The sequence below is a fragment of the Streptomyces sp. NPDC048671 genome (assembly GCF_055587045.1).
On record NZ_JBVJHB010000008.1, the window covers coordinates 16288 to 40239 of the forward strand.

General features: G+C 70.2%; 20 protein-coding genes and 3 tRNA genes. 15 read left to right on the top strand and 8 right to left on the bottom strand.

Annotated elements, in window-relative coordinates; genetic code table 11:
• Positions 1 to 169: 169 nt before the first annotated feature.
• Positions 170 to 478, bottom strand: coding sequence for a hypothetical protein (locus ACZ6S6_RS17040; protein ID WP_362953167.1), 309 nt, complete (start codon positions 476 to 478; stop codon positions 170 to 172).
• A 311-nt stretch (positions 479 to 789) separates the two neighbouring features.
• Between ACZ6S6_RS17040 and ACZ6S6_RS17045 the strand changes: the two genes are divergently transcribed.
• Positions 790 to 1671: a bifunctional DNA primase/polymerase gene (locus ACZ6S6_RS17045; protein WP_469706111.1), complete on the top strand. Its 882-nt coding sequence runs from the start codon at positions 790 to 792 to the stop codon at positions 1669 to 1671.
• A gap of 68 nt (positions 1672 to 1739) precedes the next feature.
• On the opposite strand, the gene ACZ6S6_RS17050 is transcribed toward ACZ6S6_RS17045, so the two are convergent.
• From ACZ6S6_RS17050 to ACZ6S6_RS17060, 3 genes are all read right to left on the bottom strand, one after another.
• A tRNA-Arg gene (locus tag ACZ6S6_RS17050) sits at positions 1740 to 1814 on the bottom strand.
• Positions 1815 to 1976: 162 nt separating this feature from the next.
• Positions 1977 to 2063: transfer RNA gene (locus ACZ6S6_RS17055), tRNA-Ser, on the bottom strand.
• Positions 2064 to 2113: 50 nt separating this feature from the next.
• Positions 2114 to 3601 (bottom strand): S1C family serine protease, encoded by a 1488-nt coding sequence (locus tag ACZ6S6_RS17060; RefSeq protein ID WP_469706112.1) that lies wholly within the window; start codon positions 3599 to 3601, stop codon positions 2114 to 2116.
• Between the two features lie 199 nt (positions 3602 to 3800).
• On the opposite strand from ACZ6S6_RS17060, the gene ACZ6S6_RS17065 reads away from it, so the two are divergent.
• From ACZ6S6_RS17065 to ACZ6S6_RS17075, 3 genes are all read left to right on the top strand, one after another.
• Complete coding sequence (locus tag ACZ6S6_RS17065; protein WP_469706113.1) at positions 3801 to 4637, top strand: glycerophosphodiester phosphodiesterase; 837 nt, start codon at positions 3801 to 3803, stop codon at positions 4635 to 4637.
• Between the two features lie 84 nt (positions 4638 to 4721).
• Positions 4722 to 5390 (top strand): ATP-binding protein, encoded by a 669-nt coding sequence (locus ACZ6S6_RS17070; RefSeq protein ID WP_469706114.1) that lies wholly within the window; start codon positions 4722 to 4724, stop codon positions 5388 to 5390.
• Positions 5391 to 5611: 221 nt separating this feature from the next.
• Positions 5612 to 6577 carry a DUF5926 family protein gene (locus tag ACZ6S6_RS17075; protein ID WP_469706115.1) on the top strand — a complete coding sequence of 322 codons (966 nt, stop codon included), beginning with the start codon at positions 5612 to 5614 and terminating at the stop codon, positions 6575 to 6577.
• 906 nt (positions 6578 to 7483) lie between these two features.
• On the opposite strand, the gene ACZ6S6_RS17080 is transcribed toward ACZ6S6_RS17075, so the two are convergent.
• Positions 7484 to 8194 carry a bifunctional DNA primase/polymerase gene (locus ACZ6S6_RS17080; RefSeq protein ID WP_362953202.1) on the bottom strand — a complete coding sequence of 237 codons (711 nt, stop codon included), beginning with the start codon at positions 8192 to 8194 and terminating at the stop codon, positions 7484 to 7486.
• Between the two features lie 481 nt (positions 8195 to 8675).
• On the opposite strand from ACZ6S6_RS17080, the gene ACZ6S6_RS17085 reads away from it, so the two are divergent.
• Positions 8676 to 10163 (top strand): PP2C family protein-serine/threonine phosphatase, encoded by a 1488-nt coding sequence (locus ACZ6S6_RS17085; RefSeq protein WP_469706287.1) that lies wholly within the window; start codon positions 8676 to 8678, stop codon positions 10161 to 10163.
• A 175-nt stretch (positions 10164 to 10338) separates the two neighbouring features.
• Complete coding sequence (locus ACZ6S6_RS17090) at positions 10339 to 11811, top strand: aminopeptidase P family protein (protein ID WP_469706116.1); 1473 nt, start codon at positions 10339 to 10341, stop codon at positions 11809 to 11811.
• 51 nt (positions 11812 to 11862) lie between these two features.
• On the opposite strand, the gene ACZ6S6_RS17095 is transcribed toward ACZ6S6_RS17090, so the two are convergent.
• Complete coding sequence (locus tag ACZ6S6_RS17095; protein WP_469706117.1) at positions 11863 to 12498, bottom strand: ATP-binding protein; 636 nt, start codon at positions 12496 to 12498, stop codon at positions 11863 to 11865.
• A 258-nt stretch (positions 12499 to 12756) separates the two neighbouring features.
• Here ACZ6S6_RS17095 and ACZ6S6_RS17100 point away from each other — a divergent pair, with 258 nt between their 5' ends.
• The 9 genes from ACZ6S6_RS17100 to ACZ6S6_RS17140 all read left to right on the top strand — a co-directional run bounded on the left by ACZ6S6_RS17100 (position 12757) and on the right by ACZ6S6_RS17140 (position 22854).
• Positions 12757 to 13578, top strand: coding sequence for a hypothetical protein (locus tag ACZ6S6_RS17100; RefSeq protein ID WP_469706118.1), 822 nt, complete (start codon positions 12757 to 12759; stop codon positions 13576 to 13578).
• Positions 13579 to 13744: 166 nt separating this feature from the next.
• Positions 13745 to 14479, top strand: coding sequence for a YcnI family copper-binding membrane protein (locus ACZ6S6_RS17105; RefSeq protein ID WP_469706119.1), 735 nt, complete (start codon positions 13745 to 13747; stop codon positions 14477 to 14479).
• A gap of 86 nt (positions 14480 to 14565) precedes the next feature.
• Positions 14566 to 15219 (top strand): SCO family protein, encoded by a 654-nt coding sequence (locus ACZ6S6_RS17110; RefSeq protein WP_362953208.1) that lies wholly within the window; start codon positions 14566 to 14568, stop codon positions 15217 to 15219.
• Positions 15216 to 15665, top strand: coding sequence for a copper chaperone PCu(A)C (locus ACZ6S6_RS17115; RefSeq protein ID WP_362953209.1), 450 nt, complete (start codon positions 15216 to 15218; stop codon positions 15663 to 15665). The genes ACZ6S6_RS17110 and ACZ6S6_RS17115 overlap by 4 nt, the downstream gene beginning before the upstream one ends.
• Before the next feature lie 14 nt (positions 15666 to 15679).
• Entirely contained in the window at positions 15680 to 17680 is a 2001-nt protein-coding gene (locus ACZ6S6_RS17120) for a copper resistance CopC/CopD family protein (RefSeq protein ID WP_469706120.1), read from the top strand.
• 8 nt (positions 17681 to 17688) lie between these two features.
• Entirely contained in the window at positions 17689 to 19101 is a 1413-nt protein-coding gene (gene efeB / locus ACZ6S6_RS17125) for an iron uptake transporter deferrochelatase/peroxidase subunit (protein WP_469706121.1), read from the top strand.
• A 59-nt stretch (positions 19102 to 19160) separates the two neighbouring features.
• Positions 19161 to 20096, top strand: a complete 936-nt coding sequence (gene pheA, locus ACZ6S6_RS17130; protein ID WP_024492880.1) for a prephenate dehydratase — start codon at positions 19161 to 19163, stop codon at positions 20094 to 20096.
• 650 nt (positions 20097 to 20746) lie between these two features.
• Positions 20747 to 22036, top strand: a complete 1290-nt coding sequence (gene serS / locus ACZ6S6_RS17135) for a serine--tRNA ligase (RefSeq protein WP_469706122.1) — start codon at positions 20747 to 20749, stop codon at positions 22034 to 22036.
• Positions 22033 to 22854 carry an HAD family hydrolase gene (locus tag ACZ6S6_RS17140; RefSeq protein WP_469706123.1) on the top strand — a complete coding sequence of 274 codons (822 nt, stop codon included), beginning with the start codon at positions 22033 to 22035 and terminating at the stop codon, positions 22852 to 22854. Before serS ends, ACZ6S6_RS17140 begins: the two co-directional genes overlap by 4 nt.
• A 2-nt stretch (positions 22855 to 22856) precedes the next feature.
• On the opposite strand, the gene ACZ6S6_RS17145 is transcribed toward ACZ6S6_RS17140, so the two are convergent.
• A tRNA-Ser gene (locus tag ACZ6S6_RS17145) sits at positions 22857 to 22943 on the bottom strand.
• 277 nt (positions 22944 to 23220) lie between these two features.
• On the bottom strand, positions 23221 to 23916 hold the full coding sequence (locus tag ACZ6S6_RS17150; protein WP_362953213.1) for a hypothetical protein: 696 nt from the start codon (positions 23914 to 23916) through the stop codon (positions 23221 to 23223).
• Between the last annotated feature and the right edge of the window lie 36 nt (positions 23917 to 23952).

Here is a 23952-nt window from a genome sequence, read left to right on the forward strand (position 1 = left end):
CCCTTCATCCCCGCGTTCCCCTCAGCCCGCCCCCCTCACCCCCCAACTCCCCCCCTTCACCCCCGAGAAAGACGAACGGCCTGCACGCCGCCACCGAAGGGACGCCACGCAGGCCGTCGTTCCCCCAACCGCGGCCCGGCCCCCCGACCGGCCCGCGGCAGGCACCGGATCACCAGAGATTGGTGAAGTTCACCGCGACGGTGTGGCTGGACTGGTCGATCGCCGTGAATGCGGAGCCGTTCACCTGGGCGGAGTTGCTGTGGTTCGACGCCCCGTCTCCGACGGCCTGCTGCTGCGAGGTGGACGAGTTGCCGAAGTTGGCCCCGACGCCACTGCCGCTGATCGCGGCCACCCCCGCGTTCGATCCGTCGTTCGCGAACGAGCCGTTGTCGGCCTGGGCCACACCGGCGAAGAGCGCGGCGGTGAGGGGCAGAGCGGCGACAACGGCGAGGGCACGAGCGGTACGGATGCTTGCCATGTCTATTCCTCCAGGAACCGAAAGTGAGGCTGGTTCCGGGCCAGTTGGCCGACTGCCCGGGTGATGGTCACGACGTCGCGAGATCAAGGCTGCCCGCCATCACCCCGGCGAACCACCCATGCTTTTCGATTCCCCCGCAAGCGTGAGGAGGAGCCGATAAACCCCCAGACATCACAGACTCGCAGGTCAGCCGGACGCACCCCCACAGCCCTTGCCCCGCAGGAGAAGAAGCGTTCCGCCGCTACGCCTCGCACCGCACTCACGAACCCGCCCCTCTTCCCTTATTCGAACGTTAGTACGAACATGGAAGCATGGCCATCACCTACCGGCGAACCTTCACCCTGGCCCTGGCCCACGCACTGTCCGCGGCCGAACACGGGCTCCCCGTCATCCCGTTGTCCGCCACCAAGCTCCCCGCCCTGCCCTCCCCGCACCGCGACGAGGACCGCCCGAGCAGTTGCCGGGGTGCCTGCGGCCTGCCCGGACACGGGGTCCATGACGCCACCACCGACCCCACCGCCGTACACGCCCTCTTCGCCGCCGCTCCTTGGGCCACCGGCTACGGCATCGCCTGCGGCCGGGCCCCGCACCACCTCATCGGTATCGACCTCGACATCGATGCCACCGGCCGGAACGACTCCACAGCGGCCCTGCAACAGCTCGCCCTGGAGCATCTGTTCACCATCCCGCCGACCGTCACGGTGCTCACCCCCAGCGGCGGCCGCCACATCTGGCTGTCCGGCCCGCCCGGAACGGTCGTACCGAACTCCGCGGGCCGGCTCGCCCCCGGCATCGACATCCGCGGCACGGGCGGCTACCTGGTCGGCCCCGGCTCTGCCACCACCCGCGGCACCTACCGGCTCGTCCCCGGCACCGGCAGCCTCCCGCCGGCCCCCTGCCCCCGCGCCCTCCTCCAGCTGCTGACACCCCCGGCACGCACACATCGCCGCCACGGCCGCCCCGACGACCGGGGCCGCGGCCTGATCCGGTTCGTCCTCGCGGGGGACGAGGGCCAGCGCAACACCCGGCTCTTCTGGGCCGCCTGCCGCGCCTACGAACACGGCTTCGGCGACGGCCTGGCGGACGCCCTCACCGAAGCCGCCGTCCGCACCGGCCTCCCCGAACACGAGGCCCGCGCAACCATCGCCTCAGCGGCACGTCTCACCACAACCCGCTGCGAACCCCCGAGGTGACGGAGCGCTGCGGGCTCCCATCCGGACCGCCTTCAACCCAGGCGGAGCCGAGCGGACGGGCGAGAAGGCAGAACCGGCCGGATTCGAACCAGCGTCCTCGCGATTTAGGAGACCGCGCGCGACGACCTCTGCGCTACAGCTCCGCCCCGTCCACCATCCTGAGGAATCCCGCTGCGGCCGAGGTGGTATCCGTACTCTTGCCGTGCCCGTTCTGCCGGGAGCTGACGGGGAACCACGAGTACTGACAGACAGCGCGCAGCGGAACGGCCCCTGACCGATTCACCCGGTCAGGGGCCGTTCAACTGCGGTGGGTGTGGGATTTGAACCCACGGTGACATCGCTGCCACGACGGTTTTCAAGACCGTTCCCTTAGGCCGCTCGGGCAACCCACCCCGCGCCGGCGGCCAACAACCCGCTTTCGACGCTAGGACAGCCTAGCCGGTCAGCTGTCGCCCTTGCGCTCCCCCAGGGTGACTTCGGCGGTCGACGTCTTGCCGTCGCGCTTGTAGGTCAGCGTGACCTTGTCGCCCGGCTTGTGGGTCCAGATCTCGCCGATCAGGGTCGGGCCGCTGTCGACCACGGTGTCGTTGAACTTCGTGATGACGTCCCCCGGCTTCAGACCGGCCCTGCCCGCCGGGCTGTCCTTCGGGACCGCGTCCGTGCCGCTCGTGCCCTGGTCCGAGATGACCGCGCCGCCCGTCTTCTCGTCCATCGTCACCGTGGCGCCGATGACCGGGTACACCGGCTGGCCGGTCTTGATCAGCTGCTGGGCGACGTTCGTCGCCTGGTTGATCGGGATCGCGAAGCCGAGGCCGATGGAGCCCGCCTGGCTCTGGCCGGTGCTGCTGCCGGTCGACTGGATCGCCGAGTTGATCCCGATGACCGCGCCGCCGGCGCTCAGCAGCGGGCCGCCGGAGTTGCCCGGGTTGATCGAGGCGTCGGTCTGCAGGGCGCTCATGTACGAGTTGCTGCCGCCGGAGCCGTCACCGGAGGCGACCGGGCGGTTCTTCGCGCTGATGATGCCCGTGGTGACCGTGTTGGACAGGCCGAACGGGGCGCCGATCGCGATCGTCGAATCGCCCACCGCCACCTTGTCAGAGTTGCCCAGGTCCAGCGGGGTGAGCCCCTGCGGCGGGTCCTTCAGCTTCAGGACCGCGACGTCGTAGCCCTCGGCCCGGCCGACCACCTCGGCGCCGTACTTCTTGCCGTTCGAGAACGTCGCCGTGAGCTGGCCGTTGTCCGCGGCGGAGGCCACCACGTGGTTGTTCGTGAGGATGTGGCCCTCCTTGTCGTACACGAAGCCGGTGCCGGTGCCGCCCTCGCCGTCGCCACCCTTCGCGTCGATGGTGACCACGCTGGGCAGTGCCTTGGCCGCCACGCCCGCGACCGTGCCCGGGTCGCGCTTGAGGTCCTGCGGGTTGGCCGACGCCGCGACCGTGGTCGAACCGGAGGAGCCGGAGCCGTCATTGCTGTCCGCGGCCCAGTAGCCGAGGGCTCCGCCGATGCCGCCCGCCACGAGCGCTGCCACGACCACCGCGGCCACCAGACCGCCGGCGCCCCGCTTGCGGGGGGCGTCGGGTGTCTGCAGCTGGCCGGGCGGGCCCCACACGGGGCCGCCGCCCTGCGCGCCGTGGGCGTAGGCGGGGACCGCGGGCGGGGGCGGGGGCCAGCCGGCATCCGCTGCCGACTGCGGTACGGGAGGGGGCATGTGGGGCTGCGGCGCCGGCGGGACCTGGGCCATGGGCGTGGTCGCCGGGTCATGGGCCGGGGGAACCTGTGGCTGCTCGGCCGTCACATCCGTCCGCGGAGGGGCCGGGTACGTGCTTCCAGGAGGCCCCTGGGGAGCATCGGCCGGCACTGGAGGTGCGGACGGAACGGACGGGGCGGCCTCGGCCGCGGTGCCCTCGTTGCCCTCGTTCTCTGTGCTCACAGCTCTATACTCCTCGGTTCCACATCATGATTCGGCAAGAGATCCGCTGTGTACGTGTCTGGAGTCAGCTTTTCCCACAGCACGTCAGACCACTGTAAGCAGGACCTGTGCATCCGCGCACGGGCCTTTACATCGGGCAAAACGGTCACACGTCGCAGGGTTCGCGCGCCCGCGGGCCCGCCGGTGACACCATGACGCGGTGACCCACGCACGGCAGCAGCACACCACGCAGCATCCCATCCAGGTCATCGCACACCGGGGCGCGTCCGACGACGCCCCCGAGCACACCCTGGCCGCGTACCGGAAGGCGATCGAGGACGGCGCCGACGCCCTGGAGTGCGACGTACGGCTCACCGCCGACGGCCATCTCGTATGCGTACACGACCGCCGGGTGAACCGTACGTCCAACGGTCGCGGCGCGGTCTCCACCCTGGAGCTCTCCGAGCTCGCCGCGCTCGACTTCGGCTCGTGGAAGGACCGCGAGGAGTCGGAGTCCCCGGACTGGGACCCGGTGCCGGGCGAGCTCACCTCCGTACTCACCCTGGAACGGCTGCTCGAACTGCTCGTCGAGACAAGAGCCACCGGGCGTCCGCTCCAGCTGGCCATCGAGACCAAGCACCCGACCCGCTGGGCGGGCCAGGTCGAGGAGCGGCTGCTGCATCTGCTGAAGCGCTTCGAGCTCGACGCACCGCCGGCCGGGGGCCCCTCGCCGGTCCGCGTCATGAGCTTCTCGGCCCGCTCCCTGCACCGCATCCAGGACGCCTCCCCGCAGCTGCCCACCGTCTATCTGATGCAGTTCGTCTCGCCGCGACTGCGTGACGGGCGCCTGCCGGCCGGCGCCCGGATCGCCGGTCCCGGGATGCGGATCGTGCGCAGCCACCCGGGCTACATCGACCGCCTGCACCGCGCGGGCCACCGGGCCCATGTGTGGACGGTCAACGAACCGGAGGACGTCGACCTCTGCGTCCGGCTCGGAGTGGAGGCGATCATCACGAACCGCCCCAAGCAGGTCCTGTCGCAATTGGGACGCTCATAGACCGACCGGCACATATGCGGGTCGGTCTTCCTGTCAGTAACGGGGAGTGCACCGGCGCATTCGGGGTGTACTCGATCGTTACGAGTGCGTCACTGGCGGACCATTGGCCGGTTTCCGGTCCAGCCCGGGGGGGCATCCACTCCGTGGCGTGGGGCAAAGGAGGTCTCGGGGGTGGCGTTGGTGGTGGCACAGGAAGTGCCCACGTCGTCGAGCATGGCCGTACCCCATGGCCCTGCGGGCGTGGGTCAGGCACGGCACCGGATGCGTGAGCAGTTGCGCAGCCACGGGGTGTCGGATTCGGTCGTCGACGATGCTGTATTGATCCTTTCCGAACTGCTCAGCAATGCCTGTCGGCACGGCAGGCCGCTGGGCCGGCAGAGCGACGTGGGAGAGGGTGACGTGCGCGCCGCGTGGCGCGTCGACAGAACGGGCGGGCTGACCGTCGAGGTGACAGACGGAGGCGGTCCGACCCGACCGGTTCCGGCGACTCCATCGGTAACCGCTCGCGGCGGCCGAGGGCTCAACATCATCAGCGCGCTCGCCAAGAAGTGGGGCGTACGCGACGGCTCGTCCGGCGAGGTCACGGTCTGGGTGCTGGTCACCGAGGGACCAGGGCGCCCCGGTGGCCGACCGGGCGGACGGGGCAACGGACGGGTGAACGGCACGACCGCGCTGCCGAGTGCGGCCGCGGTACCCGTCGTACCGGGGCTCGACGGGCTGGATCTCGCCGACGCCTTCGACGACGTGGGCTGACCCGGGCGAAGCGGTACGCCAGAAGCCGTAGGACAGAAGCGGTACGACGGAAGCACGGCGGAAGCGGTACGACAGCCGGGGAAGTCGCACCGGGAAAGCGGCGTTCCCGCGCCCGTGCCCGCAGGCAGCTGGGGCAGCTGCACACCGGACACCGTACGGGCGGCTAGGCTCGCGGCCCAGACCGCACTGTCGCAACCGTCGCAACCGGGAGAAAGCCCACCATGGCCAAGAAGCGCCCTCAGACCAAGGCCGGGAAGCAGCAACTCAAGGACGGCGAGATCCCGGTGGTCGGGGCTCGTGAGCCCTGCCCGTGCGGTTCGGGCCGCCGTTACAAGGCCTGCCACGGCCGCGCCGCCGCCCAGGCCGTGACCGAGCTGGTCCAGCGCCCCTTCGAGGGACTGGCCGGCGAGTGCGACTGGGTCGCGCTGCGCGAGCTGGTCCCCGCCGCCACGGTCGAGCTGACGCTGAAGGGCGGGCTGCCCGAGGGCGTGCCGTCCGTGACGCTCGCGACCGTGCTCCCGATGGCCTGGCCCGCGCTGCGCCGCGACGACGGATCGGTTCTGCTCGCTCTGCAGAACGACACCTCCTCCGGTGACCTCAGCCGGGACCTCGCCGACACCCTGCAGCGAGCGCTGGAGACCGAGCCCGGCTCGCCCGTGACCGCCCGGCGTGTTCCGGCCGACGGGCCCCGGCTGCAGGACGTCCTGGACCCGGGCGCGCCGTTCGCGCCCGTCGTGCACTCCGGCTTCGAGTTCTGGGTGCCGGACGCGGAGAACGCCACAGCCGAGGTGTCCGCCTCCCTGGAGCGTGCGAACGACGCCGCGATCCCGACCGTCCTGCTCACCGGGGTGGACGCCGCGTACTGGTGCGAGACGCCGGAGAAGAACCACCTCCGGTGGGTCATGCCGCACCCCGAGGAGCAGCTCCTCGACGCTCTCGCCCGGCTGCACGCCGCCGGAGTCTCGTCCCTCGGCGAAGGGACCCGGCTGGTCGGTTCCTTCCGCGCGCACGGCCTGATGGTCCCGGTCTGGGATCTGCCGAGCACCATGGGAGCCGAGGAGTGCGAGAAGCCCGCCGCGGTGTTCGCGGAGCGGCTGGCCACGGCGCTCGCTTCGGACGCGCCCCTCACCCCCGAGGAGCGCCGCGCGCGCGGCGGGCTCACCAACCGCCAGGTGACGCTCAGCTGACAGTGACCACCGCCCGGACCGCACGGCGGCGTACGGCGGCGTACGGCGGCGTACGGTGACTCGCGTCACAACTCGCCGTACTGACAGGTAAATCGCTGTCCGAATACGCGAGATCGAATTTGCGAACGGCAGATCTCTTGTTACCGTTCTAGAAGCCCGGTCGCTGGTGCATCCCCCGTCGCCAGCGATCGGGCATCCTCATTTCCGGGTACGGCGCCCATGGCGCACAGCGCGGCGCACGAACCGCGCACAGACCTGATGCAGGTCCCCGGAAGAGCCCCCAGTGACGTAAGTCTCGCCATCGGCCTCCCGACGGCTCGCTGCGCTCACTGCGGCCCCTGGCAGCTCGGGCAGCAGCGGCCACGGCCTGCGTCAACCCGCCCCGGACGGAACCGGATTGACTCCGGCCCCCACAGGATCCGGGTCGGATCCCGCTCCCACAGCGACGCCGCACAGTCCGCGGGCCCGAGGGCGGCCCCAGGACCCCCGGCGTCGGACGGAGGACGGTGGCCAGAGGACTGCGGCCGGAGGACGGCGGCCTGAGCCGTCCCCCGGACCTTTCGAACAGCCGCAGGAATGCGACTTCCGCCGGAATGCGGCCGCAAAACAACCAGGACAGCACCCGAACAACTCCCGGACTAAGGGCTGGCCTAGGACCGAACACCCGCCCGGACTGAACCCGGACTGATCCCGGACTGATCCCGGACAGCGCCCGGAGCGATTCCCGAAAGAGCAGCTCGAACATTCTTCGCACACGATTCGGAGGGGGCATCAGAAAGCCGACCACCGAACGACTTTGCACCGTCACATTTTGCGCCATCATGCTTTGCGTCGTCGTGCCGTCGCGCTTCGCCCCGTCGTGCTTCACGCCGTCCTGCTTCGCACAGCCGGTACGAGGCCACGGCGTCAGTAGGCGAGCCGGCTTCCACCGTCCGGCGCACTGTTGCTCGCCTCGACCAGCGCGTCCAGAACCGCTCCTACATCCGGCAGCCACGGCGAGGCGGCCGCCGCGACGGGTGCTCCACCGGTCAGCCGCAGCCGGGAGACCCGGTCCGGCGCCCGCTCCCAGCGCACTTGCCCCGTGCCCGTCTCGGACGGCGGAAGGAGGAGGTAGCCCCCCTCGCCGTGGAACCGCAGCGAACTGGGCACCCAGTCCTGGGCGTGCAGCAGTTCACCGAGCCGTTCGAGGGTGTACGGGGCGACCAGCAGCGACCACCGGGTCGGCGTCGCCACCACGGGGCCCAGCCGCACCCCCATCCGGTCGAGTTCGGCCAGCGCGCCGGCACCGACACCGGCCGGCAGGCTCAGTGCGCACGGCGCCGGCCCGCCGGTGGCCAGCACGACCGGCGCGGTGGGCCGGTTCGTCCACCACCACCGCACCATCCGCGGGTCGGTGGTCGCCGCGAGCAGTCCGGGATCGAAGGGGTGCGCGCCGGGTACGGCGCACTCGGGATCGGGGCAGGCGCAGCCGCGCTCGCCGCGGCCGTCGGCCGCCTGCAGTCCCACTCCCGGGAGTACCGGCCACTGCCACTCGGTGGCACAGGTCAGGGCCGCGTCGAGCTGGGCGGGCCTGTCCCGGAACCGGAGCCTGCGTCGCCTTCCGAGGATCTCGCGCATGAGCGCTCGTTCCTTTCCGTTGAACGCCGAGGGTCCACATCACACCACGCGTGCGTCACATCGCGTGTGCGGAATTTCACTGTGTGTACATGCTCGTCGAGCCTGCGGTACGGGTTGGTCGTCGCTACCGAGCGTGAGCTGTGCTGAGCCGAATCGAGCCGGTTCCAGTCGAAATCATGGTGAGGCGCAGGGCGCGTGTCGCGCCTGCCGTCCGTGCGTACAACCTCGCCACTCGGGGGTGGGGCGTGGCCGTCACAGATGAGGACGTCCGGGCCCGCTGCCAGGTTCCGGGGACGGTCGGAACCGCCCCTGGCCATCTACCGATTACGTACCCAGCATGCCCGGAATGACGCTCCCCTCGGGACTTCACCCCGAGGGCACCCCCTGCCGAGCAGACCCAGTCGACCGCAAATAGCGGCCGCAGGGTGCATTTTTTGGCCAAGTTGGATATCACTTGGACACCACAAATCCTGTGGTGACAATGCTGGACATCGCCTTACTTGTGCGTGTACATGTGGATGCACTGATAGCTGCGCAGAATGACATGGGGGTTTGCGATGCTATTCGACGAAACACACCAGTCGGAAAGCCGGCGAACATGAGTGCCCCGCACCTGCCGAAAGTGGCTGGAATCGATCCCACAGTTCCGGTTTCGACGCACGTTGACGGGCCTCTCTCCGAGGTGCCCGCCGCCCCCAGTGCCTTCATCCAAGACCGTCTGGCGGGCTGGGTCTCCGACCTCACCACGCTGCACGAGCTCACCGAGCGGCTGGCCAGAACCAGCGGCCTGGACGACGCACTTCACGAGCTGCTCGACGCCGGAGCCGCTCTGGTGGGAGCCCGCCGCGGGCTGATCGTGTTCGAACCGTCCGACCGCCGCGGCCCCGTCAGCACCATCGGCCTCGGACTGGCCCACGCCGAGCTCGGCCAGATCGAGACGGTGCCGCGCAGCGCCACGTCCTACGGACGCATCCTGGAAGGTCTGCCCAACCCCGAAGGCCCCCTGACCACCCCCGACCTGCTCGGCGACACCGGCCTGGACCCCCGCAGGCGTGAGGTCGCCGCCCGGCTCGGCTACGCCGCCAGCTACGCCCTGCCGATCACCACCGACCGGACCGGCAGGCTCGCCTCCGCCGTCTGGCTCTACGACGAACCCGCCGAGCCGCTGGAGCGCCAGCGCCACCTGATGGGGCTGTACGCCGGGTACGCCGCCGAACACCTGGCCCGGCTGCTGGAACTGGAACGGGCCAGGACCGATGTCGCCACCGTCACCGAGGAGCTCCTGCCCAGCCGGATGCCCCGGATCCCCGGCGTGGAGCTGGCCGTACGCCATCACGCCGCGCCGCAGGGCGGCAACGACTGGTACGACGCGCTGGCCCTCCCGGAGGGTGCGCTCGGGCTCGCCGTCGGCTCGGTGAGCGGCTCCGGGCCGAGCGCCCTGGCCGCGATGGGACGGCTGCGCGCCGGCCTGCGGGCGTACGCGGTGATGGAGGGCGAGGACCCGGTCGCCGTGCTCTCCGATCTTGAGCTGCTGTTGCGGCTGACCGAACCCGCCCGTTCCGCGACCGCGCTGTTCGCCTACTGCGAACCCGCCCGCCACAAGGTCCTGCTGGCCGGGGCCGGGCACACCCCGCCGCTGATCGTCGGCGACCGGCGCACCGAGTACGTCGAGACCACCCTGTCCGCACCGCTGGGCATGCTCGCCTGCTGGGAGGCGCCGAGCGTGGAGATCGCCCCGGCGCCCGGCGAGACCGTACTGCTGTACACCGACGGCCTGCTGCGCCGGGCCGGGGACTCCATGGACCGGGCGTTCACCCGGCTTCACTCGGCGGCGGCGAGCGTCCCCAGGGCGCTGCGCCACGACGCCGCGTCGGTCGCCGACCATGTGCTGCGCACCGTGCTCCCCGAGGGCCCCGAGCAGGGTGACGAAACGGAGGACGTGGTCCTGCTGGCCGCGCGGTTCGAATGAGCCGCGCCGAGCCGCCCCCGCCGCCCGCCCCCGTGGTGCCGCCGGGCCGTCCCGGCTGAGTCCGGGCGCTCCGGCTGATCCGAGCACTCCGGGTAAGAGGTCTTCCGGCCCTGGGCCCCCTTCCGTACGCCCGTACGATGGAGGGGGTCCAGTGTCGTACTCAAGGAGACAGAACGTGTCTGAGGAGCTCATCCCGGAGAACCCGGAGAACCCGGAGACCGAAGAGGCAGAGCCGGTCAAGCAGCGGAAGAACGGCCTGTACCCAGGCGTCTCCGACGAACTCGCCGCGAACATGAAGTCCGGTTGGGCCGACACCGAGCTGCACGGACTTGAGCCGATCGCTCAGGCCGGGCACACCGCCGACCGCCGCGCCGCGCTCTCCGCGCGCTTCCCCGGCGAACGGCTGGTCGTTCCCGCGGGCCGGCTGAAGACCCGTTCCAATGACACCGAGTACGCCTTCCGCGCCTCCACCGAGTACGCGTACCTCACCGGCGACCAGACCCAGGACGGCGTCCTCGTCCTGGAGCCGAAGGACGGCGGCCACGAGGCGACCGTCTACCTGCTGCCGCGCTCGGACCGTGAGAACGGTGAGTTCTGGCTCGACGGCCAGGGCGAGCTGTGGGTCGGCCGCCGCCACTCCTTCGCCGAGGCCGAGCAGCTGCTCGGCCTCCCGGCGAAGGACGTACGGGAGCTGCCCGCCGCGCTGACCGAGGCCACCGGCCCGGTCCGCAACGTCCGCGGTCACGACGCCGGCATCGAGGCCGCACTGACCGACAAGGTCACGGCGGAGCGCGACGAGGAGCTGCGGGTCTTCCTCTCCGAGGCGCGCGTGGTGAAGGACGCCTTCGAGATCGCCGAGCTGGCGAAGGCCTGCGACATCACGGCGCGCGGTTTCGAGGACGTCGTCAAGGTCCTCGACAAGGCCGAGGCGACGAGCGAGCGCTACATCGAGGGAACGTTCTTCCTGCGCGCCCGCATCGAGGGCAACGACATCGGCTACGGCTCGATCTGCGCCGCGGGCCCGCACGCCACCACCCTGCACTGGGTACGCAACGACGGCGCGGTGCGCTCCGGCGAGCTGCTGCTGCTCGACGCCGGCGTGGAGACCACCGACCTCTACACCGCCGATGTGACCCGCACCCTTCCCATCAACGGCACGTTCACGCCGCTGCAGCGGAAGATCTACGACGCGGTGTACGAGTCGCAGGAGGCCGGCATCGCGGCGGTGAAGCCGGGCGCCGGCTTCCGTGACTTCCACGACGCCGCGCAGCGCGTCCTGGCCGAGAAGCTCGTCGAGTGGGGTCTGCTCGGCGACCGGTCCGTGGACGAGGTCCTGGAGCTGGGTCTGCAGCGCCGGTGGACCCTGCACGGCACCGGTCACATGCTCGGCATGGATGTTCACGACTGCGCCGCCGCGCGGACGGAGTCGTACGTCAACGGAACGCTGGAGCCTGGGGTGTGCCTCACCGTCGAGCCCGGTCTCTACTTCCAGGCCGACGACCTGACCGTGCCCGAGGAGTACCGAGGCATCGGCGTCCGGATCGAGGACGACATCCTCGTCACCGAAGACGGCAACCGGAACCTCTCGGACAAGCTGCCGCGTCAGGCCGACGAGGTCGAGGCCTGGATGGCCCGGCTCAAGAGCTGACCTGCCGCCGGCCGGTCAAGGGCCGTCGACGCGCGCCGGAGGGCGCCCTGCTCAGGACACCATGAGCAGGGCGCCCTCCCGCCATTTCAGGACCTTGTCGAAGCTGACCACCGCACCGCCGCGCCCCGGCCGGTTGCCGAAGTGGACGTGGTCGGCGAGCTGCTCGATCAGACAGAGACCGCGCCCGCCCTCGGCGGCCAGCGGCGGATGACCGGCCTGCTGCCCGCCGTACGGCCCGGTCTGCTGCCCGGACTGCTGCGCGGACTGGTGTGACTGGAACTGCCGCAGGTCGTACTGCTGCGGTTCCTGCTGGTGCTGTTGTGGTTGCTGTTGCTGTGCGGCATCGCGAAGTGTGCGGCGGGCCGGAAAGCCGGGGCCTGAATCGGCGACTTCGATACGGCATTTCTCGCCGTCCAGATACGCGGTGACCCGGTACTGCCCGCAGGCCGTAGCGGACGGCTCTTCCCAGGCGTCCCACCGGTCCCGGTTCTCCCCGGCATCGTCCGGGCCGCCCTGGGCCCCGCCGTGCTCGACGGCGTTCGCGCAGGCCTCGCTGAGCGCGACCGACAGGTCGAAGGAGATGTCCGGGTCCACGCCCGCGGATTCCATGGTGCCGAGCAGGAAACGACGGGCGAGCGGAACGCTCGCAGCTTCGCGCCGCAGATGGAGTGACCACCAAATGCTCATGCTCCAGCCTCCTGGCTGCGGCTCGACATACCGATACCTATTGCCGCCCGATGCCGTTCGTAAGCACAGACGGGATGTGAGACCGCTCATTCGGCGGATACCCGGGCTCGCCACACCTGTGCATGCCCGGCCCACAAAGCAGCTCCTACCCCGTCCGCAACCATCCCCAACAGCCCGGCACGCAGCCAATCGGGCGGAAGGTGACCTTCCGGACCTGCCGTACGGCGGCCGGGGGCGCAGTGCGATGATGACTCGGCCATGTCTACGTCTGTGGGACGCGCCGGAGCCGGTCTGCGGCTGTTGAGGGCCGCGGTGTTCGCCGCGGTCTGCGTCGCGTTGTCCGCGGCAGGACACGCGCTGGCCTCCTGCACGGCGGTGCCCGGGTGGACCCTGCTCGTCGGCTTCCTCGGGATTCTCGCGGTGGTGGTACCCCTGGCCGGACGCGAACGCTCGCTGCCGTCGATCGCCGCGGCCCTGGCCGGCGGGCAGGTCGCGCTGCACACGCTCTTCGGTGTCGGTACGCACACCGCGACGCCACAGCCCTCGGGGGCCGGTGACGACTCGCTGATCCGGTTCGCGGCGAGCCTCGTCTGCGGCGCGGGCCCGGCGCAGTTGAACGCCACCGACGCCCATCGCATCGTCACCACCGCGGGCATCGACCCGGCGGCGGTGGCCGGGCAGACCCATCAGCACATGGCCGCCGCCCCCTCCGACGCCATGCTCGGCACCGGAGCGGCCGGCCTCGCCGGAATGTTCCCCAGCCTGCCCATGCTGCTCGGTCACCTGCTGGCGGCGCTGGCCACCGGCTGGCTGCTGCGGCGCGGCGAGATCGCCCTGTTCCGCCTCGCCCGGCTGTCGGCGCACGGCGCCCAGCAGATCGCGGCCGGAGCCCGGCTGCGGGCGCTGCGCGCGGCACTCGTCCTCGTGTCCGCCCTGCGCGCCGGTCTGCCGGGCGGATCGACGAACGGGCCGCGCATCCCGCGTACGGCCGTGGACGCACCGGCCCCGGCCACCGGGGACCCCTTGCAGCACATGGTGATCAGACGCGGGCCGCCACCCGTATTCGCTCTCGCAGCCTGACGCGACGCCCTCCTCGCGATGTACGCGCGCCCCTCGCAGGCACCTCTCCGGTGCCGGTTCGGGCCGGCGCACGCACGCCGCTCGTGAGAGAAGAGGTGTCGCGATGCCGTCGCGCACCCGCGCGGCGGAGCACCTTTCCTTCGTGCTTTGTGGAGTGATCCCTGACATGAACGTTTCCCGCATCGCCCTCGCCGGCGGCGTCGCCGCGTCCACCGTGCTGATCCTCGCCGGTACGGCCTCCGCCCACGTCAGCGTCCAGCCGCAGGGCGAGGCCGCCAAGGGCGGTTACGCCGTCATCAACTTCAAGGTCCCCAACGAGCGCGACGACGCCGCGACGACCAAGCTCGAGGTCAACTTCCCGACCGACCACCCGCTGGCCTCCGTCCAGCCGCAGGCGATCCCCGGCTGGAAGATCGACGTCACCACGAGCAAGCTGGCCAAGCCGCTCGACATGCACGGCAAGAAGATCAACGAGGCCGTCTCCAAGGTCACCTGGACCGCGGACGGCGGCAAGATCGAGCCCGGCCGCTTCCAGCAGTTCCCGCTCTCCGTCGGCCAGCTCCCCGAGAACGCCGACCAGCTGGTGTTCAAGGCCATCCAGACGTACGACAACAAGGAAGTCGTCCGCTGGATCGAGGAGCAGAAGGACGGGGCCGAGGAGCCCGAGAGCCCCGCTCCGGTCCTCAAGCTGACGGCTGCCACCGACGAGGCGCACGGCGCCGCGGCCGCCGGCTCCGACGACAAGAACGCTGCCGTGGACCAGGCGAAGGACGAGACGACGACGGCTTCGGCGGCCTCCTCCAGCGACACCACGGCCCGCGTCCTCGGCATCGTCGGCATCGCCATCGGCGTCGCCGGTGTCGCCTTCGGCGTCCTGGCCGGCCGTCGGCGCACCGTCTGACCCTCCACAAGCCCCACAAGAACCAAAAGCCCCACGAGCCCTAAAAGCCCCACCCGCCCCACCGACCCATCAGGAATCAGTGCTCCATGGTTAAGAAGTCTGTGCTGGCCGCGGCGCTCGTCGCCGCGGCCGCGCTCACCCTGTCCGCCTGCGGCGGCAGTGACAACGACAGCAAGAAGCCGATCGCCGACGTCTCGATGGAGGAGAAGACCAAGGCCGCGACGGTGCTCGACGTTCCGTTCACCAAGCCGAATCTCGTCCTGACCGACACCCACGGCAAGAAGTACGACCTGCGCGAGAAGACCAAGGGCAAGCCGACGCTCATCTACTTCGGCTACACCCACTGCCCCGATGTCTGCCCGCTCGTCATGAGCAACATCGCGGTCGCCAAGAAGTCCCTCCCCGAGGCCGACCGGGACAAGCTCCAGGTCGTCTTCGTCACGACCGACCCGGAACAGGACACCCCGTCCTCGCTGGGCAGCTGGCTCAAGTCCCAGGACCCGTCCTTCATCGGTCTCACCGGCGACTTCCCCACCATCCAGGCGGGCGCCCGGCAGATCGGCATCGGTATAGACGCGCCGAAGAAGCAGAAGGACGGCACGACCGTCTCGATGCACGGCTCGCAGGTCATGGCGTTCTCCCCGAAGACCGACAAGGGGTACGCGCTGTACAGCGAGGACACCACGCCCGACGACTACACCAAGGACCTCCCCAAGATCATCAAGGGGGAGAAGCCGTGAACCGCCGCACCACCCTCGCCGGCGTCCTGGCCCTCTCCACGGGTCTGACGCTGGCGGGGTGCTCCTCCCCGGGCAGCGAGCCGGAGCTGAAGGTCATCGGCGCGTTCATGCCGCAGCCCGTCAACGACATGGCGGCCGCCTTCCTCGTCGTGCAGAACAGCGGCGGCAGTTCCGACCGGCTCACCTCTGTCACCAGCCCGCTCTCGGACGACGTCACGATCCACGAGACGAAGAACCAGGCGATGCGCATGGTGACGTCCTTCCCGGTACCCGCGGGCGGTGAGCTGGACCTGGAACGCGGTGGAAACCACATCATGTTCATGAAGCTCAAGCAGCAGCCCAAGCAGGGCGAGAAGGTGTCCATGGAGCTGCACTTCGAGAAGGCCGGCCCCATCAAGGTCGACCTTCCCGTGAAGGAGACCACCCACAACCCGAAGAAGCAGTGAGGGACTGACAAACCATGACAGCCACCGCCCCGCACTTCGGGCCGCCCCCGTCCGTGTCCGCCATACGCCGGCCGCTCGCCGCGGCCGGACTCCTCGCCGCTCTCGTCGGCGTGGTGTTCGGTCTGCTGCTGGCGGTCGCGGGTCCCGCGTCGGCTCACGCCGCGCTCACCGGGAGCGATCCACAGGACGGGGCGGTGGTCGACACCGCACCCAAGCAGGTCACGCTGACCTTCTCCGAGCAGGTCGCCGTGGACGAGGGATCCATCCGGGTCCTGGACCCCAACGGCAAGCGCGCCGACACCGAGGCCGCCCCGCTCGATCTGCACAGCGGCTCCACCGTGAAGTACGGCGTCGCCCTGCACACCGGCCTGCCCGACGGCACGTACACCGTCGCCTGGCAGGCCGTCTCCGCCGACAGCCATCCGGTCTCCGGCGCCTTCACCTTCTCCATCGGTGCCCCCTCCGAGACCAGCGTCGCCCTCCCGGACAACGAGGCCGGGGGCGGCCTCGTCGGCACCCTCTACGGGATCGCGCGCTACGCCGCGTACGCCGGCTTCATCGTGCTCGCGGGCGGCGCAGCCTTCGTGCTGGCCTGCTGGCAGCGCGGGGCGGGCGCGCGCCCGCTGCAACGCCTCGTGGTGCGCGGCTGGATGACCATCACCGCGGCCACTCTCGCCATGCTGCTGCTGCGCAACCCCTACACCGGTTCCGGGAAGCTCGCGGACGCCTTCGACCTCGACGGGCTCAAGGCGGTCCTCGACACGAAGCCCGGCGCCGCACTCGTCTCGCGGCTGCTGCTGCTCGGCGCCAGTGCGCTGTTCGTCGCCGTGCTGTTCGGGGCGTACGCGAAGCGCGAGGACGAACGCGAGAAGAAGGACCTCACCTTCGGCCTCGCCATCGGCGGCGCGGTCATCGCCGCCGGGATCGCCGGGACCTGGGCCCTCGCCGAGCACGCGTCGACCGGCATCCAGCCGGGGATCGCCATGCCGGTCGACGTACTCCATCTGCTGGCCGTGGCAACCTGGCTGGGTGGACTCGCGGCCCTGCTGGTCGCGCTGTACCGCACCCCCGACGTCACCGCCGACGCCGTACGGCGCTTCTCCCGGATCGCGTTCGGCAGTGTCCTCGTGGTCGCCGCCACCGGCATCTACCAGTCCTGGCGCCAGCTCGGCTCCTGGTCCGCGCTGACCGATACCGGGTACGGGCAGCTGCTGCTCGTGAAGGTGGGGCTCGTCGCGGTCCTCGTCGGGGTCGCATCGTTCTCACGCCGGTGGACGGGAAGGCTGGCGACCGGCACGGGGGCGGCGGCTGCGGCTGCGGCACCGGTGGCTGAGGCGGAGGCCGAAACCGAAGCCAGCGCCGAGGCCGGGGCCGGGGCCGGGGCCCAAGCCGAAGCCAACGCCGAGGCCACGTCCACGTCCGAGCCAAAGGCGCAGGACCCGGCGCGGGCCGTCCAGCTCGCCCGCCAGAAGGCCGCCGTGGCAACCGCCGAGAAGAGGAGGGTGCGCGATGCCGACCCCGACCGCTCCGGCCTCCGCCGCTCGGTGCTGGCCGAAGTCGGCGTCGCGGTGGCTCTGCTGGCGGTGACCACCATCCTGACCTCGACCGAGCCCGGTCGTACCGAGGAGGAGGCGGCCCGTGCGTCGAACGCGGCCGCCGCCCCCGCGGCGGGCGGCCCCGTCAACGTCACGCTGCCTTTCGACACCGGCGGCAAGAACGGCAAGGGCACGGTCCGGATGGACATCGACCCCGGCCGTACCGGGACCAATGTGGTCCACATCTGGGTCGACGACACCAACGGGAAGGCCATGGACGTCCCCGAGGTGAAGCTCGCCCTCACCCTGAAGTCCAAGGACATCGGGCCCCTTCCGGTGGTGCCGGTCCGGCTGACCGAGGGGCACTGGACATCCACCGGTGTCCAGATCCCGATAGCGGGGGACTGGAACGTCTCGGCGACCGTGCGGACGTCGGACATCGACCAGACGACGGTCGACAAGAACGTGAAGATCGGCTGAGCAGGATCGTGAACGGAAACACTTCAAACCCTTCAAACCCTTCGAACCCCTCAAGCAGCTCAAGCAGCTCAAGCAGCTCAAACACTTCAAGCAGCTCAACCGGCTCACGCGCCGGGAACAAGAGGACCAGCAACGATGCCGGGACAAGTCCCGGCCCCGGGACCGCCGGCGCCCTCTCCCGGCGGCGGCTGCTCGGCACCGCGGGCGTGGCCGGGGCCACCGGGCTGGTGCTCGGGGCGGCCGGCGGTGCGGCCGGCTACGCCGCGACGCGGAACGAGGCGCCGACCGCGCTGACCTCCGTCGGCTCCTCCGAGGTGATGTTTCACGGGAAACATCAGCCGGGGATCACCACACCGCTCCAAGCGAGCGGCCATCTCATCGCCTTCGACCTGGCCCCCGGCGCCGGCCGGAAGGAGGCGGCCGCCCTGATGCGCCGCTGGTCCACCGCCGCGCAGCGGCTGATGGCCGGCGAGCCCACCGCCGGTGGCGCGGCGGACGGCACGGGGCACGACACCGGGATCGCGCTGGATGCCGGCCCGTCCTCGCTGACCGTCACCTTCGGCTTTGGTGCCACCTTCTTCGAACGCACGGGCCTGGTCGGCCGCCGGCCACCGGGGCTCGACCCGCTGCCGCCGTTCTCCGCCGACCACCTCGACTCCGCCCGCTCCAACGGCGATCTCTGGGTGCAGATCGGCGCCGACGACGCGCTCGTCGCGTTCCACGCGCTGCGGGCCGTACAGAAGGAGGCCGCTTCGACGGCCACCGTGCGCTGGCAGATGAACGGCTTCAACCGCACCCCCGGAGCCACCGCCAGGCCGATGACCGCCCGAAATCTGATGGGCCAGATCGACGGTACCGGTAATCCGAAACCGGCCGACAACGACTTCGACCGTCGCGTCTTCGTCCCGTCCGGCGCCGATGACGCGACGTTCGCATGGCTGGCCGGCGGCTCGTACGCGGTCGTCCGGCGGATCAGAATGCTGCTCGACGACTGGGAGAAGCTCCCGGTCGAGAGTCAGGAACAGGTCATCGGCAGGCGCAAGGCGGACGGCGCCCCCCTGAGCGGCGGCACCGAGACCACCGACATGGATCTCGACAAGGCGGGCCCCGACGGCAAACTCCTGATCCCCGACAACGCCCACGCCCGGATCTCCTCGCCCGAGCGCAACAGCGGCGCGGCCATGCTCCGCCGCCCGTTCTCGTACCACGACGGCATCGCCGCGGACGGCACCCCGGACGCCGGGCTGCTGTTCATCTGCTGGCAGGCGGATCCGCTGCGGGGCTTCGTGCCGGTGCAGCGCAAACTCGACCGGGGAGACGCCCTGTCGCCGTTCCTCCGCCACGAGGCGAGCGGCCTCTTCGCGGTACCGGGCGGTGCGGCGGCCGGGGAGTACGTGGGGCAGCGGTTGTTGGAATCCTGAGCCGGTACGGCGCATTGATCGTGGAGTCCTGAGCCACCATGGCGCATTAGGGTGACGGTATGTCCGCCACGCGCTACGCCTATCTCGGCCCCGAAGGCACCTTCACCGAGGTCGCCCTCCGTACGCTCCCGGAAGCCGCCACCCGTGAGCTCGTCCCGATGGTCTCCGTGCCGGCGGCCCTGGACGCGGTGCGGAACGGCACGGCCGCCGCGGCACTCGTACCGATCGAGAACTCCGTCGAGGGCGGCATCACCACCACCCTCGACCAGCTGACCAGCGGTGAACCGCTGATGATCTACCGCGAGGTGCTGCTCTCCATCACCTTCGCGCTGCTCGTGCGCCCCGGTACCAAGCTGTCCGACGTCAAGACGGTCACCGCTCACCCGGCCGCGCAGCCGCAGGTACGCAACTGGATGGCCGCGCATCTCCCGCAGGCCGTATGGGAGTCGGCGGCGTCCAACGCGGACGGTGCGCGGCTCGTGCAGGAGGGGCGGTACGACGCCGCCTTCGCCGGTGAGTTCGCCGCGGCGACGTACGGGCTCGAACCGCTGGTGACTGAGATCCACGACGCGGAGAACGCCCAGACCCGTTTCGTGCTGGTGGGCCGTCCGGCCCGGCCGGCCGCGCCGACCGGTGCGGACAAGACGTCGGTGGTCATCTGGCTGGGCGACGACCACCCCGGTGCGCTGCTCGAACTGCTCCAGGAGTTCGCGGTGCGCGGGGTGAACCTGATGCTGATCCAGTCCCGGCCGACGGGCGCGGGCATCGGGAACTACTGCTTCGCGGTGGACGCCGAGGGGCATATCTCCGACCGCCGGGTGGGCGAGGCGCTGATGGGGCTGAAGCGGATCTGCCCGAACGTCCGCTTCCTCGGTTCGTATCCGCGGGCCGGAGTGACGCCGGCGGACGTGGGCCCGTTGCGTGCGGGTACGTCGGACGCGGAGTTCACGGTGGCCTCGGACTGGCTGGCCCGGAACCTGGACGGGCGAGCCTGACGGCCCTCGGTCCGTCGCACCCCAACCGCCCCGTACGCCCTCGCGGCCTCGCACCCCTGCCTTTCCGCGCCTTCCGCGCCCGCCCTGCCGCGCCCGCTCTTCCGGTGCGATCAGCGGATTGTCGGCACCGGAAAAGTTATCCACAGGCGCGAGTCTCGACCTGGGGACAAGTCGACACCGCAATGCGACATGGTCGACAAATCTCCCCAGTTCGCTCAGATCCATCCACAGACCAGCAGGACGTCCGGTGTCACCCCAATTCCATTGATCAACTCTTTAGAGCGAGCAATTCCCACCCGAACGAGCGTGCAGGGCGGGTTTGAAGCGGGATTCCATGAGCCTTCACGCCACTTTCGGAATGATCTCCTCCATGTCCACAGATCTTCCTCACAGCCTGTGGATAACTTTTGAGAACCACCCCTCCCTGTGGACAAGCGACGGTCAACTCCCTTTCCAGACAAGGCCGATACGTCAAGATCCATGAACCCTTCTGCCCCATTTAGGGGAATAGAGCCTCTTTATTGACGGTGACACCCACGCGCTTGCCGTGGATTCCTCATCAGCATTATCAATACCGGCAATTCGGGCAAAGCGACACTCTTGTCAATATCGGTTCTAGCTACGGAAGCCGACACCGGTAACCTGGAGGGGTGATTGACCTTCGCCTGCTTCGTGAGGACCCCGACCGTGTTCGCGCCTCCCAGCGCGCCCGTGGAGAGGACGTCGCGCTCGTCGACGCCCTTCTCTCCGCCGACGAGCGGCGCAGGTCGTCCGGGGTTCGGTTCGACGAGCTCCGTTCCGAGCAGAAATCGCTCGGCAAGCTCATCCCCAAGGCCTCTCCGGAGGAGCGCGCCGAGCTCCTGAAGAAGGCCGAGCAGCTCAAGGCCGACGTCAAGGCGGCCGACGTGACGCAGACCGAGGCCGACGGGGAGACCAAGAGCCTGCTGCTGCGACTCGGCAACATCGTCCACGAGGACGTGCCGGTCGGCGGCGAGGAGGACTTCGTCGTCCTGGAGACGCACGGCACCATCCGCGACTTCGGTGCCGAGGGCTTCGAGCCCAAGGACCACCTGGAGCTCGGCGAGGCGCTCGGCGCGATCGACATGGAGCGCGGCGCCAAGGTGTCCGGCTCGCGCTTCTACTACCTGACGGGCGTCGGCGCACTGCTGGAGCTCGCCCTCGTCAACGCGGCGATCGCCCAGGCCACCGAGGCCGGCTTCATCCCGATGCTCACCCCGGCGCTGGTCCGCCCGCGCGCCATGGAGGGCACCGGCTTCCTCGGCCAGGCCTCGGAGAACGTGTACCACCTGGAGAAGGACGACTTCTACCTGGTCGGCACCTCCGAGGTACCGCTCGCGGCGTACCACATGGACGAGATCATCGACGCGGACAAGCTGCCGCTGCGCTACGCCGGCTTCTCGCCGTGCTTCCGCCGCGAGGCCGGTACGTACGGCAAGGACACCCGTGGCATCTTCCGGGTCCACCAGTTCGACAAGGTCGAGATGTTCTCGTACGTCGACCCGGCGGACGCCCAGGCCGAGCACCAGCGGCTGCTGGACTGGGAGAAGCAGTGGCTCACCGCTCTCGGGCTGCCCTTCCAGGTGATCGACGTCGCCACCGGCGACCTGGGGGCCTCGGCCTCCAGGAAGTTCGACTGCGAGGCGTGGATCCCCACCCAGGGCAAGTACCGCGAGCTGACCTCCGCGTCCAACTGCGACGGTTTCCAGGCACGCCGGCTGTCCGTCCGGATGCGTGACACCCGCGACGGCAAGAAGGTGCTCCAGCCCCTGTCCACGCTGAACGGCACGCTCTGCGCCGTACCGCGCACCATCGTGGCGATTCTGGAGAACCACCAGCTGGCCGACGGTTCGGTACGGGTGCCCGAGGTGCTCCGTCCGTACCTGGGCGGGCGTGAAGTGCTGGAGCCGGTCGCCAAGTGACCTTCCCCTACAAGCTCGTCGCGACCGACCTCGACGGCACCCTGCTGCGCGAGGACCACACGGTCTCCGGGCGCACGCGCGAGGCACTGGCCGCGGTCACCGCGGCCGGTGCGGCACACATCATCGTCACCGGCCGCGCGGTCCCGTGGACCCGGCACATCCTGGACGACCTGGGCTACGAGGGCCTGGCGGTCTGCGGCCAGGGCGCGCAGGTCTACCACGCGGGCGAGCGCAAGCTGCTGACCTCGCTGACGCTGGACCGGCAGCTCGCCGGTCTCGCGCTGTCCAAGATCGAGGCCGAGGTCGGTCCGCTGGCGATGGCGGCCAGCCGTGACGGGCTGGACGGCGAGGTGCTGGTCGGTCCGGGCTACCGCGTGCAGGAGGGTCCGCTGCCGGCCCTCTTCGTGCAGGACCCGGCCGAGATGTGGGCGGCCCCGCTCAACAAGGTGTACATCCAGCACCCGGATCTGGACGACGACGCACTGGCGAAGGCCGCGCGAGCGGCCGTCGGCAACCTGGTCGACGTGGTCATGGCCGGCCCCGGAGTCGTGGAGATCCTGCCGCTCGGGCTCAGCAAGGCCACCGGCCTCTCGCTGGCCGCGCGCCGGCTGGGGGTGAAGGCGGCGGACACGATCGCCTTCGGTGACATGCCGAACGACATCCCGATGTTCGCCTGGTCGCGGCACGGTGTGGCGATGGCCAACGCGCACGAGGACCTGAAGGCCGTGGCCCACGAGGTCACCGCGTCGAACGAGGACGACGGGATCGCCATGGTGCTGGAGCAGCTGCTCCAGCAGTCTTCGGGGCCGGCTGCCTGAGGCGGAGGATGCGCGGATCGAACGCGCGCGGGGTTTTCTCCCCGACGACGGCTTAGCAAGCCGCTGCCTTACCACTCGGCCAATCCTCCGGGGGAGGGCGGCCGCGCGCGATGCGCTGGAAACGGCCGCCCCGGCGTGCTGCTCGAAGCGGCTCGGCGGAGCAGTCGCTGACTACTGCGCCGCCCGCTCGGGCACGCCCTGCTGGGAGCTCGACGGACTCGGACTCTCGGTCATCGCCGCGCTCCTCTCCCGGTCTGTGGTGCCGTACCCGGCGGGTGCCGTACCGGCTACTGTGCCGCGCACCCGATGTCCGGTGCCACCCATTTACGGGCGGCGGGTGCCGGGTGACACCGGACATCAGGGTTCTCAGCGGCTCCTGTTGCGGCGGCTCAGATCCTTCAGACCGCGCGCCAGCTCGTCCATCCGCCCGTCGAGCCGGACGATGTCCTCGGACACCCCGCCCAGCCGCACGCTCATGGCACCGACCACCTGCTGAGTGACCTCAAGCCTCCGGTCGAGGCTGTCGAGCCGGAACGACATCCGGTTGAGGACCGGCCCCAGTTCCTGGAGAGCGGTGCCGACTCCGGCCAGGCAGCTTTCGACCCGGGTGACGCGGTGTTCGAGCGAGGCGTATCCCGCCCGCAGGTCCTGCTCGGCGTCGAGAAGGTACGTACGGACGCAGCGCGCGATGTCGCTGTCGCGGAGCAGCATCGCGACGTTGAGGACGGTCCTGCGGGTGTAAAGACGGAGCTGCGTGGCCGCCTGTGGATAACTTTCCGCCTGCTCGTCTCCCCATAGCGACACCATGTCGCTATGGAAAGAGCGCAGCTCAGAGCCGCGCAGCACGCGCATCCCATTCTCGATGAGCTCGCTCTGATGGCGATCGGTGAGCCTCCTGACAGAGGCTGTGGATACTTCGAAGTAACGAGCCACGTCCTCGGTGCGGACATGGATTCCGTCCGGGAGCATGACAAGACTCTTCACCTTGTCGAGAGCGTCGACGCGCTCCATCTGCTCGACGCGCAGCGCGCGCGATTCGAGCAGGGCGATTTCCGTGGGCATGAGCATGCCTTCCGATCGTGAAAGCGACGCGGGACA